The following is a 14,039-nucleotide window of genomic DNA, read 5'->3' as shown; positions in this document are numbered from 1 at the left end:
AGGTACATTTGTAGACGCAAAATATTCGTCTTTTACCCCATCGTAATCTAAAAGGTACCCATCATAAGCGTCTTTTTGTACAGAGCCATTTGTTAAGCCGTTTGAATTTGCCAGATCACCAAAATAATCTACGATTGAATTACTTGGGTTTGATCCACCGTAATTGAAATTAGCGGTAAAATCATTGTTTCTGTTGTAGGCAATTCCGAACACAGTACTTACCACCCCGCGTTGGGTGTCTTGCCCTTTCATTCTAATAGCGGGGCTAAAAAGTACCAGACCAATATGGTTAAGGTTTACGTTGTCTTTTGTGGATTTTGTGTTTTGGTTCAGAAAGTTTGCATTTCCAGAGAAATTATTGAATTCAGGAGTTACACTGAATTCAGATTTAGTGAACATTCCAAGTCCTGCCGGGTTACCGCCAATTGAACTCATGTCTCCGCCAACTCCAATTGTTATCCTCTTCCTGATCTTGATGATCTGCCACCGCCACCACCGCCGCCGCTGCTACCACTGCTGCTTCTTCCACCACCACTGCTTTCTCTTGCAGGAGGGCTGTAGCTAGGTCTGCTTTCTGGCTGACGGGCCGGAGCACTTTCTCTTGTAGGTCTTACAGTTTCAGTACGCGTAGGTCTTGTTGCTTCGCCACGAGAAGGTCTGGTAGATTGGCCATCAGACGGTACTCTGCCCGGTCTTGTTGAAACTGTTCCATCAGCATTAGTTCTTGAAGGTCTGGCTCTGTTAGGAATGATATTTCCATCAGCATCTACTCTGGTTGCCGGTCTTGCATATCTGCGATTCACRCCAACTCCATTTTCTCTACCCACAGATGGTCTGGCCCTGTAATCAGGTACATTGGTAGTTCTGCCGGTGTAATAGCCACCGCCCCACAGTCCGCCACCCCATAAACCACCGCCCCAAAGGCCTCCTCCGTAATAGCCACCGCCGTAGTAGTAGTTATTCCAGCCAAAGTTGTTGTAACCCCAGAAAGGAGAACTTGCAAATCCCCAGCCTCCATAAGGAGAATTCCAGTAGCTGTTGTAGAATGGACTATATCCAAAGTCCAATGAACCAGAAGAATACCACCCAGAATAATAATATGGATCGTAGTAAGTTCTGAAAGGACTTGAGTAATAAAATCTGTTTATACGAGATGAGTAATCCTGATCGTAATAGTAATCACTTGTTCCGTAATAATCACTCTCATCATATTGTTCATCAGCATATTGCTGATCGTCGTATCGAGGTTGCTGTACTTGTTGAGGAGCGGGGGTATAAACCTTTGCCTTCACCGTACTGCTATAAACGTCATCATCAGTATTGGCACTTTGCTGCGCAAGCCTTGGCGCAGAGCAAGACGTAACAGCTATGGCTGCTAAGACGAGCATTCCTGTGAATAAATGGTTAGGTTTCATAACTATATGTGTTGTTTGTGTGTTGCAATTTTTTTGTAGGTATAAATTTATAAATTTGTAGCCTACATTACAAGTCATTTAACACAAAAAACGTTCCATTCAGCTATGAGCAAAGGCATTACAAGTAAAAACGAAGATTATTCCCAGTGGTATAACGACATTGTTATAAAAGCTGACCTGGCAGAACACTCATCCGTTAAGGGATGTATGGTGATAAAACCTTATGGATACTCCATTTGGGAGAAGATGCAGGCTATTTTAGACCAAAAATTTAAAGATACAGGACACAGTAATGCTTATTTCCCGTTATTCATTCCAAAGTCATATTTTTCAAAGGAAGCTTCTCATGTTGAAGGTTTTGCAACAGAATGTGCCGTTGTGACACATTATCGTCTTAAAAATGATGGAAATGGGAACATTATTGTTGATGAAACAGCCAAATTGGAAGAAGAATTGATCGTTAGACCAACCTCTGAAACCATCATTTGGAATACTTATAGAGGATGGATTCAATCCTACAGGGATCTTCCTTTGTTGATAAATCAATGGGCAAATGTTGTGCGTTGGGAAATGCGTACCCGTTTGTTCTTGCGTACTACTGAGTTTTTATGGCAGGAAGGACATACCGCTCACTCAACTTCTGATGAGGCAATTGAAGAGACAAGAAAGATGCTTGATGTTTACGCAGATTTTGCTGAAAACTGGATGGGTTTGCCAGTGGTAAAAGGTGTAAAAACGCCAAATGAGCGTTTTGCAGGAGCCTTAGATACGTATTGCATTGAAGCATTAATGCAGGATGGAAAGGCGTTGCAAGCTGGAACTTCTCACTTCCTTGGACAGAACTTTGCTAAAGCATTTGATGTAAAATTCACGAACAAAGAAGGTAAGATAGAGCACGTTTGGGCAAGCTCGTGGGGTGTTTCTACACGTTTAATTGGTGCATTGATTATGGCGCATAGCGATGATGCCGGTCTGGTACTTCCTCCAAAACTAGCTCCAATACAAGTTGTTATTGTTCCTATTTACAAAGGCGATGAGGAGTTAAGTAAGATCTCAACATTTGTTGACGAATTAATGCCAAAGCTGAAACGTTTAGGGATTTCTGTAAAATACGACGACCGTGATACGCAGCGTCCGGGCTTTAAGTTTGCTGAATATGAGCTTAAAGGGGTGCCAATTCGTCTGGCTATTGGTGGTAGAGATATGGAAAACGGCACCGTTGAGCTTGCAAGAAGAGATACCAGAGAAAAACAAACTGTAATTCAGGAAGGCCTTGAAATTCATATTGCACAGCTTTTAGAAGAGATTCAACAAAATATCTATAACAAAGCCTTCGACTATAGAACTGAGCATACTACTGATGCCAATTCTTATGATGAGTTTAAAGAATTGCTTGATGGTAAAGCCGGATTTATTGCTGCACATTGGGATGGAACACCTGAAACAGAGCAAAAAATTAAAGAAGAGACTAAAGCTACCATTAGGTGTATCCCGTTAGATAATAAGCTGGAAGAAGGGGTTTGTATTTACTCAGGTAAGCCATCTACCCAAAGGGTATTATTTGCACGCGCTTACTAAATTTTAATGGAATGGAAACTGACAACTACAGTAAAATACTGAGCGAATTCGAGAGTAAAGCTTCATTAAAACAAAAGATATTTAGAAACACTACTGAGGTCTTTGGCTTGCTGAAGACCCAGCTTTCTAAAATTGCGGTTAAGCTGCAAACAGATTATGTGGTCAAAGATCCCTCTGTTGAAGTGCATTTTAAGGAAAGCGGTAAATTTGAAGGTCAGCTTAAGTTTTCAGGTGATATGTTGATGGTTTCTATGCATACCAATGTGTTTGCCTTTGATAAAACACATTCCATATACCAAACAAAGTACATCAAAGAAGATGAGTCTCTAAGTTTTTGTGGAACTATTTATATCCATAATTTCCTTGCTGATTCTGTGAAATATAACAGGTTGGCAGATGAGGGATCGCTGATTGCACGTATACTGGTTAATAAGGAAAAGCATTTTATGGTTGAGGGGGAGGGGGCGCTTGATTTCTTATACCAAAGCATGGCTGAAAACGTTGTAACGGAAGAAAAGCTAACAGATATTATAGAGCGATCTATTCTTCACTGTCTGGACTCTGATCTTTTATTACCCCCTTTTGCAGAAATAAAAGAAGTAACTTTAAATCAAAAACAATCAATGCTGGCTTCAAGCGGTTATCCAACCAGTAAAAACCTGGGTTACCAGTTTAAATCAGAAATTGAGCAGAACGATAATATATGAAATTTGCAACTAAAGCGATCCACGCCGGACAAGAGCCTGATCCTACAACGGGAGCAGTGATGACCCCGATTTATCAAACCTCTACTTACTGGCAGAAGGCGCCAGGTGACCACAAAGGGTTTGAATATTCGAGGGGTACTAATCCAACTCGTAAAGCACTTGAAGATTGTTTGGCAGCATTAGAAAATGCTAAATATGGACTGGCTTTTTCGAGCGGAATGGGCGCTACAGATACTGTATTAAGGTTATTGAAGCCTGGCGATGAAGTGATTACGGGGAACGATCTTTATGGTGGTTCTTATCGCATATTTACCAAGGTTTATGAAAAGTATGGCATTAAGTTTCATTTTCTGGATTTATCGAAACCGGAAAACATACTGCCACACATCAATGAAAATACTAAATTGGTCTGGATAGAAACGCCAACCAATCCAACAATGAGGATCATTGACATTGAGGGTGTTGCTAAAATTACTAAACAGCATAAGTTAATTCTTACTGTTGATAATACTTTTGCATCTCCATATTTGCAGAATCCAATGGACTTAGGTGCTGATATTGTGATGCACTCTGTAACCARATACATTGGTGGTCACTCTGATGTGGTAATGGGCGCTTTGCTTGTAAACGATGATCAGCTTTATAAGGACCTTTGGTTTATTTACAATGCCTGCGGAGCAACTCCAGGACCTCAGGATTCATTTTTGGTGCTGAGAGGTATTAAAACGCTTCACTTAAGAATGAAAGCGCATTGTGAGAACGGAGAGAAAGTGGCCCGTTATCTTAAAAATCATCCAAAAATTGATAAGATCTACTGGCCGGGTTTCGAAGATCATCCTAACCATGATATTGCAAAAAAACAAATGCGTGGTTTTGGGGGTATGGTGTCTATAACATTAAAAGGTGCTGATCTTCAGGAAACATTCCGCGTGGCTTCTTCTTTTAAGGTTTTTACACTTGCAGAATCTCTTGGCGGAGTAGAATCTTTAATTAACCATCCAACTACAATGACTCATGGTTCTATCCCTAAAGCAGAACGTGAGAAAGTAGGAGTTACAGATAACCTGTTGCGCTTAAGTGTTGGTGTGGAGGATATTGATGATTTGCTCGCCGATTTAGAACAGGCATTAAGTTAATTCAGCAAGTCATCTCGTCATTCCGTCATCTCGAAAGAAGAGAGAGATCTCCTTGAATATCCTGACCAAGAGATCTCTCAATCGTTCCTCATTTCGAGATGACGTATTGTAAACCTCGAGATTACATAATTTAATTAATACAGTTATCTTAAACATTACACCTTGGAATTTTTAGAACTTAAAGAATTTTTGGATGTAAAGGTTGATCAGTATAACCGACCAAACTTTATTCAAAATGACCCCATCTGTATTCCACACCAGTATACTAAGAAACAAGATATTGAAATTGCTGCTTTTTTTGCGGCAATTTTAGCTTGGGGGCAACGAAAGACCATCATTAACAAGTGTATTGAGCTGTTTGAGCGGATGGATAATGATCCGCATAATTTTATGCTGCATCATGGCGAGGATGATTTAAAGCGATTGCTGGGTTTTAAACACAGAACTTTTAACGATACGGATCTTCTGTATTTCGTGGCATTTTTTAATCAGCACTATCAACAGTTCGATAGCCTTGAGACAGCATTTTTATCTCCTTCTGATGTTTTTAGAACTGATTTTTTAACTGATGAGCTTCAACATGGATACACAAAGTATGCTTCTTCGAGCTGCATGTTATCAGAGTTAACTCAGCAGGAGCCAAAAACTGAAAGATCTCTTAATTATTTCAGGTCTTATTTCTTTTCTCTTCCAGACTATCCCAGACGAACGATARAGCATGTTTCTTCGCCAATGCAAAAATCAACCTGTAAGCGTTTAAATATGTTTTTAAGATGGATGGTAAGGAAAGATAATAAGGGTGTTGATTTCGGGATCTGGAACACAATTAAGCCTTCAGATTTGATATGTCCATGTGATGTGCATGTGGATAGGGTAGCGCGTAAGCTTGGCTTAATTGAAAGAAAACAGACGGATTGGCGCACTGCAGTGGAACTTACAAATGAACTGCTTAAATTTGATCCTATGGATCCGGTTAAATATGATTTTGCATTGTTTGGCTTAGGTGTAGAGGAGAAATTTTAAAGCTATTATGGTTACTTTTAAAGCAGAAATAGAGCGTTTTGCCGAAATGGGGGAAAAAACAGGCTGGACTTATGTTTTTATTCCACTTGCTATTGCCAATATGATTAAACCCGATTGCAGGAAGAGTTATCGGGTAAAGGGTCGTTTGGATCACATTGAAATTGAAGGCATAGCACTTGTGCCCATGGGAGAGGGGAACTTTATTATGGCGCTAAATGCGGGCATTCGCAAGCAGCTCAAGAAAGATCTGGGTGGAGTTTTAGAACTGGCTTTAGAAGAGGATACAACTTTTAAAATAGAGGTGCCAGAAGATCTGGAGGTCTGCCTTTCTGATGAGCCTCATCTGCTTAAAAACTTTTTAAAACAACCTAAATCACATCAAAATTGGTATATCAATTGGCTTAACTCGGCTAAAACAGAAGCTACCCGTACCAAAAGAATTGTGAAGATCGTTTTAGCTATGGATAAGGATTGGGATTTTGGAACGATGATGCGTGATGGAAAGCCGAGAAAAGAGGAATAGATTAAATCCTGTCGTATTTCCTGAACCAGCTCCATACTTTCATTTGGATTACTCCAATAAAAGCTTCCCTGAAAATCCGTGTACTCATTTTTGAAGTACCCTCTGTACGATCTGTAAATATAATGGGAACTTCCTCTACCTTAAATCCGTATTTAATGGCTGTAAACTTCATTTCAATCTGGAAGGCATAGCCAACAAACTTAATTTTGTCTAACGGAATAGTAGCAAGCACTTTGCGGCGGTAACATTTAAAGCCGGCAGTTGCATCCTGTATGTCGATCCGTGTAATTAAACGCACGTACATAGAGGCAAAATAAGACATTAACACTCTGCTCATAGGCCAGTTAACTACGTTAACTCCTCTAACATAACGGGAGCCCACTGCAACGTCTGCACCATTAACACAGGCTTCGCGTAAACGTATCAGGTCATCCGGATTGTGCGAGAAATCTGCATCCATCTCAAATATATATTCATATTGAGGTTTGGCCAGCGCCCATCTGAAACCATGAATGTAAGCCGTTCCAAGTCCTAGTTTGCCTGTTCTTTGTTCTAAATGAAGTGCCGGATATTCTTTCTGGAGGTTCTTAACTATTTCGGCTGTGCCATCAGGGGAACCATCATCAATAACTAATATTTCGAAGAAATAGCTTAACGAAAAAACCTTTCTAATGATTCTCTCAATATTTTCTTTCTCGTTGTAGGTAGGTATTATTACTAGACTGTCTGACACGTAAAATAAATTAAGTAGCGAAATTATGGATTCTAAATGAAAAAACCCTTAATATAGATTATACTAAGGGTTAAAATATGTTAAAACAGCTAAATTTTAGCTTACACCTTGCATCAATCGCTTAATTAAAGGAGAGAAAAGGATTAAAAATACTCCGGCAATAGCGGCATAAACAGCCAGCTGATAATATCCTGAAGTATAGGATTCCAGTTTGGTTAGCAAAGATACATCGTCTCCGCTTACAGACATTTCTGCTCCAAGTTTTCCTGCGGCAAACTGTCCGAATGCACTTGCTAAAAACCACATACCCATCATCATACCTGTTAATTTTTTAGGTGATAATTGCGTAACCAGCGACATACCGATCGGGCCTAAGCAAAGTTCGCCAATGGTGGTTACCAAATAGCCCAGTGTGAAAAGATTTAATGAAGTTACACCACTTGCATCGGCAAAAAAACGAGTATAAAAGAAGATGTAAAAGGATGCTGCCAGGAACAAGAATCCTACACCAAATTTGATAATCGAGTTTGGTTCCATTTTCTTTTTAGCGAGCCATAACCACAGTAAACCAATTAAAGGACTAAATATAATTACGAATAAAGAATTAGAACTGTTGTTTACTACGTTAGGATCGATATTGAAGAATAAAAGGGTGTGCGACAAGTTTTTTTCTGCAAAAAGAGCCAGTGAACCACCGCTTTGCTCGTAAATGGCATTGAACAAGAAGTAGCAGAAGATAAAGATAAATGCGGCAAACAATTTCATCTGAAATTTTCTGTCTTTAACTTTATACGTCTCATACAGGAAATAAATAATTGATAATGGCGCAATGGTATACATGAAATAATCTGTATAATGCGTGTTTTGAACCATTATCAAAATCAACGGAACAGAGATCAGAGAAAAGAGGTAAACACCAATTTCACGTGCTCTTTTCTTCGAGACAGTCATGTTTTTTAAAGGTGAATCGCCAATAGGGCCTAATGTTCTCTGTGTAAAGAGGAAGGTTACCAATCCTAAAGCCATAACAATTGCGGCAGCAAGGAAGGCATAATTCCATGAAACATATTTACCCAGGTATACACAAAGTGCGCCACCAAGTAAACCACCAATATTGATACCTGCATAGAACATTCCGTAACCTGCATCCCGGCGGGCATCACCCTCTTTATATAAATCGCCTACCATCGACGATACGTTTGGTTTGAAAAAACCTGTACCGATAATAGAAAGGGTAATACCAATATAAAAGAACTCTTTTGGGGAGACCGCAATGATTAAATTGCCGAGGATCATGATCATTCCGCCAAAGAAAAGTGATTTTCTAAAGCCTAAGACTTTATCGGCAAAAATACCACCAAGGAATGTGAATGCATAAACGAATGCCTGAATAGCGGCGTATTGCAGATTGGCATCTTTATCTGTAAGTGCAAGACCTACGATCTTGTCGATCATGAAAATGGTGAGCATACCGCGCATACCGTAAAAGCAAAAGCGTTCCCACATTTCCACTAAAAACAAAGCCCAAAGCTGTTTTGGGTATTTCCCCTTAAAGTCCTGGATCTCCTCCAGCGTAATGTTATGTTGCATTGTTATATCAGTTAGCTTATCTTACTTCGTGCATTAATTTTTTGATCACTGGAGTTAACAGGATAGACATTACTCCAATAGCAACGGCAACACCGGTTATGATTAAGAAGAAATAGCTAATCCCTTTTTCTGAGGCAATTCTATCAGCGTTTTCTCCAAGTATACCTGCAACTTTATTGGCAATAGCAATAGCCAGGTACCATACACCAAACATAAAGGCAATCATTCTGGCAGGAACAAGTTTACTTACGTAAGAAAGGCCTACAGGAGAAATGCAAAGTTCAGCCATGGTATGGAAAAGGTAAACCATGATCAGCCAAAAAATACTTACTGAGGCTGTTTTTGCACCAGGAACAATGTCTCTGGCACCAAAAACAAGAAATGCCATTCCCAGGCCTAATAGGATCATACCTATACCAAACTTAACGTTTGCACCAGGATTAAATCTGCTTTCCCACCATTTAGAGAACAATGGAGCAAGAGTGATAATAAACAATGAGTTAAGTACACTAAACCATGAAGCCGGGATTTGGGTAAGGCTTTCTTTTACTTTCTCAATTTTAAGCGAAGCTAAAGTAGAATCTGAGAGGTTTAAAAACCCTGCTCCATAAAAATCTCGCACTAACATCCAGATAGTAATGATCCATATGATCACAAAGCTGATGCTTAGGATAATATTAGCCAGGCCATATTTTTTGAAGGTTTGCTTAAATAATAGAAACAAAACCCATGTGATAATTCCTAAAGGAACTACAGCAATTAATGAGTTGGCAATTAAGAAGATCAAACTTGAATTACCAACCAAAATTCTGTCGGTATAATCTCTGGCAAAGATGGTTAATGTACCCGGTGCTTGTTCAAAAACAGCGAAAAATGAAAAGGTTAAGAATGCAAAAAAGGTAACTGCGTATAATTTTTCCTTAGTTACCTTTGAATATTTTGTTAGCCTGTAAAATAATAAGAACAGAAACAAGCCCAGTGCTAACAATATAGTGAAATTGGTTCCTTCCATTCCAGCTATTTTGAAGTCTAGCAGGTTGCTTGCTCCGTGGGATATCTTGGAAATAGGATCGTTAATAACCCAGATTAAACCTAAAGCGGAACAAAGAAGAACAACGATAACCTGCCATAATGTAAATGGAACCCTGTTGTCGACATCATCTTTATCGATTACAATATCTCTTGTTTTAAGTGGTTTTAAGCCGATGTCTCCAAAGATGTTCTGAGTGAAATAGAACTGTAACAAGCCGAACAGCATGAAAACTCCCGCCAATCCGAAACCAATGCTCCAGCCAACCTTTTCGCCCAGGTAACCACATAATAATATTCCAAAAAATGCACCTGCATTTACACCCATATAAAAAATGGTGTATGCACCATCTTTCTTTTCAGGATGATCTTTGTACATTAAAGATACTATTGAGGTCATGTTTGGTTGACCTAAAGTCATCAATAAAGCCCCAACAATTACAGCCCATCTAAATCCAATTAATTTATCTGCAAAGTAACCGCCAAGCATAGTGGACAGATATACCAGAGCGGTATATGATCCGAAAAGCGACATCGCATGTTCCCGTGGCCAGCCCCAGCCTGGATGATCTCCTAAAACAGATGCTGTAAAGAACATGACCAATAGGGCCCGCATACCATAGTAGGAAAATCTTTCCCACATTTCTGTGAAGAATAAAACAAACAGTCCAGCGGGATGCCCCAGCACTTTACTTTCAAAAAAGTTATTTGGCGTATCCAAATTTTTTGTATCCATTTTAGTTTTCTTGTGTGTTATTTATAGTAAGTTTAGTTAGTTCAAGTATATTAATCTAATGCTATATCAACCTGACATGCGTTTTATATCAGGATTTTATGTTTTGTTTCGGAGTTTTTTATGTTAGTTGATTGTGCTTTTCCCTCTTTTTGTAAAAATAAGCATCGCGCAAGATAGGCACATGATGGCAAACTCCCAAATTTTTAATTTCCATCAAAGGTGTATTAAATACACTTAAAGCTTCTTTATAGCCTTAATTTTCTTGTCTTTCGGATCTGAAAAAAGGTCGTCCATCTGGTTCGGCTCATTCTTTAATTCTATGTTTTCTACTAGCTTTAATCGTCCGTTTAATAGTTTATACGCATCAAAACTTAAATCGGATGCATAATATTCAAAATTTCCCATCATTTCTTCCGAAATAGGGGCCAGGTGATCAAATACAATCATATTAACGTTCTTATCGAGCGTTACCGTCATTGTATTTTGTTTGTTGTATTCAAAAACTATCCTGTTCCTGGTAGCTTTACTTTTGGCTTCTTCAAATACAGGCTTACCAAAAATGGGTTGTTGTTCCTTATTAAAAGAAAGCACATCAATCACCTTTTTAGAAGTTTTTAAACTATTTCCTTTCCAGCCTATTAATACGTAATAAGGTTGTTGACCATTCATAATAACCGGTATGATTTCATAATACCGGGCACCATACCAGTTTTTATTGCCATTAATTCCATTGGTGTCCTTAATATTAGCAGTATCATCAATAAGAGGAAACATTTTTAATTTTCCATCTTTTGTGGCTATTTGAATGGTGCCAAAAAAACGATAAGAACCATCATCAAGAGGCACATACCAGGAGAATATCCTGAACGAGTTATCAGGCGATTTAAGAATGGTAATTTTTTTTAATGAATCGAAAGGATAAAGAAAAGATCCCTGAGTTTTTAGGGAGTTGACCAATGTTTTTATAAAAGCCGCATTTTTAGTATACCGCTCAGAGTTGCTGGTCGCGTTAAATGTCTCATCACTAAGCCTGCTTAATGAATCCTGGAATTTATGCATTGCAGGACCATTGTTAAAAGCAAAACTATGCTGTGCCTTAAGCGTTGCTGTGGCGCAGCATAGTATCATTATGAGTATCAAAGGTTTTAACCTCTTTCGCATCTATTTAATCTTTTCTATAACTATTGCACTGGCACCACCGCCACCATTACATATTCCGGCTACGCCTATTTTTCCATTGTTTTGTGCCAGAACGGAAAGTAGTGTAACTACAATTCGTGCACCCGAGGCCCCCAGTGGGTGACCTAAGGAAACTGCTCCGCCATTTATGTTCACTTTTTCTTCATTAAGTCCAAGTTCCTTATTGTTTGCAAGTGAAACTACAGAAAATGCTTCGTTAATTTCGAAATAATCAACATCGGCAATGCTTTTGCCAGCTCTTTTTAATGCTAATGGAATTGCTTTAGATGGAGCAGTAGTAAACCATTCAGGTGCCTGTTGTGCATCAGCATAAGCCAGGATTTTGGCCAAGGGCTTTAATCCAAGTTCTTTTGCCTTATCAGCACTCATTAAAACAAGAGCTGCGGCGCCATCATTAAGTGTTGAAGCATTGGCCGCGGTAACGGTTCCATCTTTTTTAAATACCGGTTTTAAACCGGGTATTTTATCAAATTTAACAGCAAAGGGTTCTTCATCTTTAGAAACAAGTGTTATTTCGCCTTTGCGGTCTTTTATTTCTACCGGAATTATTTCTGAATCGAATTTTCCTTCAGTTTGTGCTGTTTGTGATCTTTTATAAGAGGTGATTGCAAAAGCATCCTGATCTTCTCTGCTGATTCCACATTCTGAAGCACATAATTCGGCGGCAGAACCCATGTGGTAATCGTTATAAACATCCCACAGGCCATCTTTAAGAAGGCCATCTGTAATCTGACCATGACCTAAACGGTAACCGGTGCGTGCTTTATCCAAATAGTAAGGAACATTGCTCATACTTTCCATTCCTCCGGCAACAATGATATCAATTTCTCCCAGTGCAATACTTTGAGCAGCAAGCATGATTGCTTTTGTGCCGGATGCACACACTTTATTAATTGTGGTGGCAGGAAGATCGGGCAGACCAGCGAATTTAGCTGCCTGTGTTGCAGGCGCCTGACCAATATTGGCTGATAAGACGTTGCCCATGTAAACTTCCTGAATATCTGAGGGCTTTAGTCCTGCTTTTTCCACTGCCGCTTTGATGGCCAAAGCGCCTAATTGGGTAGCAGAAAAGCTTGATAATGCACCTCCAAAGCTACCAATTGGAGTTCTGATAGCAGATACAATTACTACTTCTCTCATTTACTGTGTTTTAAGTTAGTTGAAAGCAAAGTTATATAATTACAGTCATTCAGTGGTTATAACTGACCATTTTTAACATTATTGATCTGTATCATTTTTGTTTAACCGTTTTCTCCTGTTGGATTTTACGGCCTGATTGAGCAAAAATTCTATCTGTCCGTTGGTGCTCCTAAACTCATCTCCGGCCCATTTCTCAATCTCTTTAAGTAGTTCAGGGTTTATTCTGAGAACAAAAGCTTTTTTATCTTTTTCAGACATATCTAATTGTTAATTATATAATGTCCCGGTATTAACAACGGGTTGAACATTACGGTCACCGCATAGCACTACCAGAAGATTACTAACCATAGCTGCTTTGCGTTCCTCATCCAATTCTACGATATTTTTTTCAGAAAGTCTATCCAAAGCCATTTCTACCATTCCAACTGCACCTTCCACAATAAGTTTCCTTGCAGCAATTACGGCTGTAGCTTGTTGGCGCTGTAACATTGCACTTGCAATTTCCTGGGCATAGGCAAGGTGAGAAATTCTGGCTTCAACAACCTCTATTCCTGCCCGCGACAATCTTTCGCTTAATTCGGCTTCAAGTAATGAGCTTACTTTTTCTGCACCGTCTTTTAAGGTAATTGTGGCCTCTTCATCTTCAAAATTATCATATGGAAAAATATTGGCCAAATGTCTAACGGCGGCTTCACTTTGTATTGTTACATACTGCAGGTAGTCTTCAACTGCAAATGTTGCCTTTGCAGTTTCCTTTATTTGCCAAACTACAACAGCTGCAATTTCAATTGGATTTCCAAGCTTATCATTTACTTTAATCTGATGCCCGTTTAGGTTTCTCGCTTTTAATGATACCTTTCTTTTAATGGTTAAAGGGTTAACCCAAAAGAAGCCATCGGTTTTAACTGTGCCTACATACTCGCCAAAAAGGGTGAGTACTTTAGCCTCATTTGGGTTGTTGATGATAAAGCCAGGCAGTATTAAAAAACCACAAATGGCTAAAATAACTTCTACAACTACAAAACTTTGAGCTGCCATTGCCAGTAATCCGCAAAATAATATGAGCGCAATAAATACAGCAATCATTCGAATGCCCGCAGGCGGAGTAATAATTTTTTCCTGATACATAATGATATTAATTTGATATCATAAAGTAAGCAATAATTTTCCATTAAAACAATAGTTAATTAGCAGGTATCCAGGTTGTTTTTTGTATATGAAGAGTCGAT

14 protein-coding genes are annotated in these 14,039 nt (G+C 39.0%); 5 read left to right on the top strand and 9 right to left on the bottom strand.

From position 1 onward, the window contains the following. Both AC1DDX_RS15870 and AC1DDX_RS15865 read right to left on the bottom strand, forming a co-directional pair. On the bottom strand, positions 1–435 hold a 435-nt coding region (locus AC1DDX_RS15870), incomplete at its 3' end, for a hypothetical protein (RefSeq protein WP_477622251.1). Between the two features lie 20 nt (positions 436–455). Beyond that, complete coding sequence (locus tag AC1DDX_RS15865) at positions 456–1,415, bottom strand: hypothetical protein (protein WP_172659896.1); 960 nt, start codon at positions 1,413–1,415, stop codon at positions 456–458. A gap of 105 nt (positions 1,416–1,520) precedes the next feature. Here AC1DDX_RS15865 and proS point away from each other — a divergent pair, with 105 nt between their 5' ends. The 5 genes from proS (at position 1,521) to AC1DDX_RS15840 (ending at position 6,382) form a co-directional block, all read left to right on the top strand. Continuing rightward, on the top strand, positions 1,521–2,993 hold the full coding sequence (gene proS / locus AC1DDX_RS15860) for a proline--tRNA ligase (RefSeq protein WP_172659897.1): 1,473 nt from the start codon (positions 1,521–1,523) through the stop codon (positions 2,991–2,993). Between the two features lie 11 nt (positions 2,994–3,004). Beyond that, complete coding sequence (locus AC1DDX_RS15855; protein WP_172659898.1) at positions 3,005–3,700, top strand: hypothetical protein; 696 nt, start codon at positions 3,005–3,007, stop codon at positions 3,698–3,700. Continuing rightward, the gene (locus AC1DDX_RS15850; RefSeq protein WP_477622250.1) at positions 3,697–4,836 is read left to right on the top strand and encodes a cystathionine gamma-synthase; all 1,140 of its coding nucleotides are present in this window, start codon (positions 3,697–3,699) and stop codon (positions 4,834–4,836) included. Before AC1DDX_RS15855 ends, AC1DDX_RS15850 begins: the two co-directional genes overlap by 4 nt. Before the next feature lie 162 nt (positions 4,837–4,998). Beyond that, positions 4,999–5,859: a TIGR02757 family protein gene (locus tag AC1DDX_RS15845; RefSeq protein WP_477622249.1), complete on the top strand. Its 861-nt coding sequence runs from the start codon at positions 4,999–5,001 to the stop codon at positions 5,857–5,859. 7 nt (positions 5,860–5,866) lie between these two features. Further along, on the top strand, positions 5,867–6,382 hold the full coding sequence (locus AC1DDX_RS15840) for a YdeI/OmpD-associated family protein (protein ID WP_172659901.1): 516 nt from the start codon (positions 5,867–5,869) through the stop codon (positions 6,380–6,382). 1 nt (position 6,383) lies between these two features. Here AC1DDX_RS15840 and AC1DDX_RS15835 read toward each other — a convergent pair whose 3' ends face one another. The 7 genes from AC1DDX_RS15835 to AC1DDX_RS15805 all read right to left on the bottom strand — a co-directional run bounded on the left by AC1DDX_RS15835 (position 6,384) and on the right by AC1DDX_RS15805 (position 13,938). Further along, entirely contained in the window at positions 6,384–7,115 is a 732-nt protein-coding gene (locus tag AC1DDX_RS15835; RefSeq protein ID WP_172659902.1) for a polyprenol monophosphomannose synthase, read from the bottom strand. Positions 7,116–7,211: 96 nt separating this feature from the next. Continuing rightward, the gene (locus tag AC1DDX_RS15830; RefSeq protein WP_337716621.1) at positions 7,212–8,705 is read right to left on the bottom strand and encodes a peptide MFS transporter; all 1,494 of its coding nucleotides are present in this window, start codon (positions 8,703–8,705) and stop codon (positions 7,212–7,214) included. 16 nt (positions 8,706–8,721) lie between these two features. Then, the gene (locus tag AC1DDX_RS15825) at positions 8,722–10,470 is read right to left on the bottom strand and encodes a peptide MFS transporter (RefSeq protein WP_477622248.1); all 1,749 of its coding nucleotides are present in this window, start codon (positions 10,468–10,470) and stop codon (positions 8,722–8,724) included. A gap of 234 nt (positions 10,471–10,704) precedes the next feature. Continuing rightward, complete coding sequence (locus tag AC1DDX_RS15820) at positions 10,705–11,598, bottom strand: hypothetical protein (protein ID WP_337716624.1); 894 nt, start codon at positions 11,596–11,598, stop codon at positions 10,705–10,707. A 33-nt stretch (positions 11,599–11,631) separates the two neighbouring features. Beyond that, on the bottom strand, positions 11,632–12,810 hold the full coding sequence (locus AC1DDX_RS15815) for an acetyl-CoA C-acyltransferase (protein ID WP_337716626.1): 1,179 nt from the start codon (positions 12,808–12,810) through the stop codon (positions 11,632–11,634). A gap of 78 nt (positions 12,811–12,888) precedes the next feature. After that, positions 12,889–13,068, bottom strand: coding sequence for a type II toxin-antitoxin system antitoxin (locus tag AC1DDX_RS15810; RefSeq protein WP_048906559.1), 180 nt, complete (start codon positions 13,066–13,068; stop codon positions 12,889–12,891). 9 nt (positions 13,069–13,077) lie between these two features. Next, the gene (locus AC1DDX_RS15805; protein WP_172659907.1) at positions 13,078–13,938 is read right to left on the bottom strand and encodes an SPFH domain-containing protein; all 861 of its coding nucleotides are present in this window, start codon (positions 13,936–13,938) and stop codon (positions 13,078–13,080) included. Between the last annotated feature and the right edge of the window lie 101 nt (positions 13,939–14,039).

Source organism: Pedobacter sp. 10L46_2 (assembly GCF_056395165.1).
Note: the sequence above shows the minus strand (reverse complement) of the source record. Positions and strands in the feature narration are given on the sequence as shown.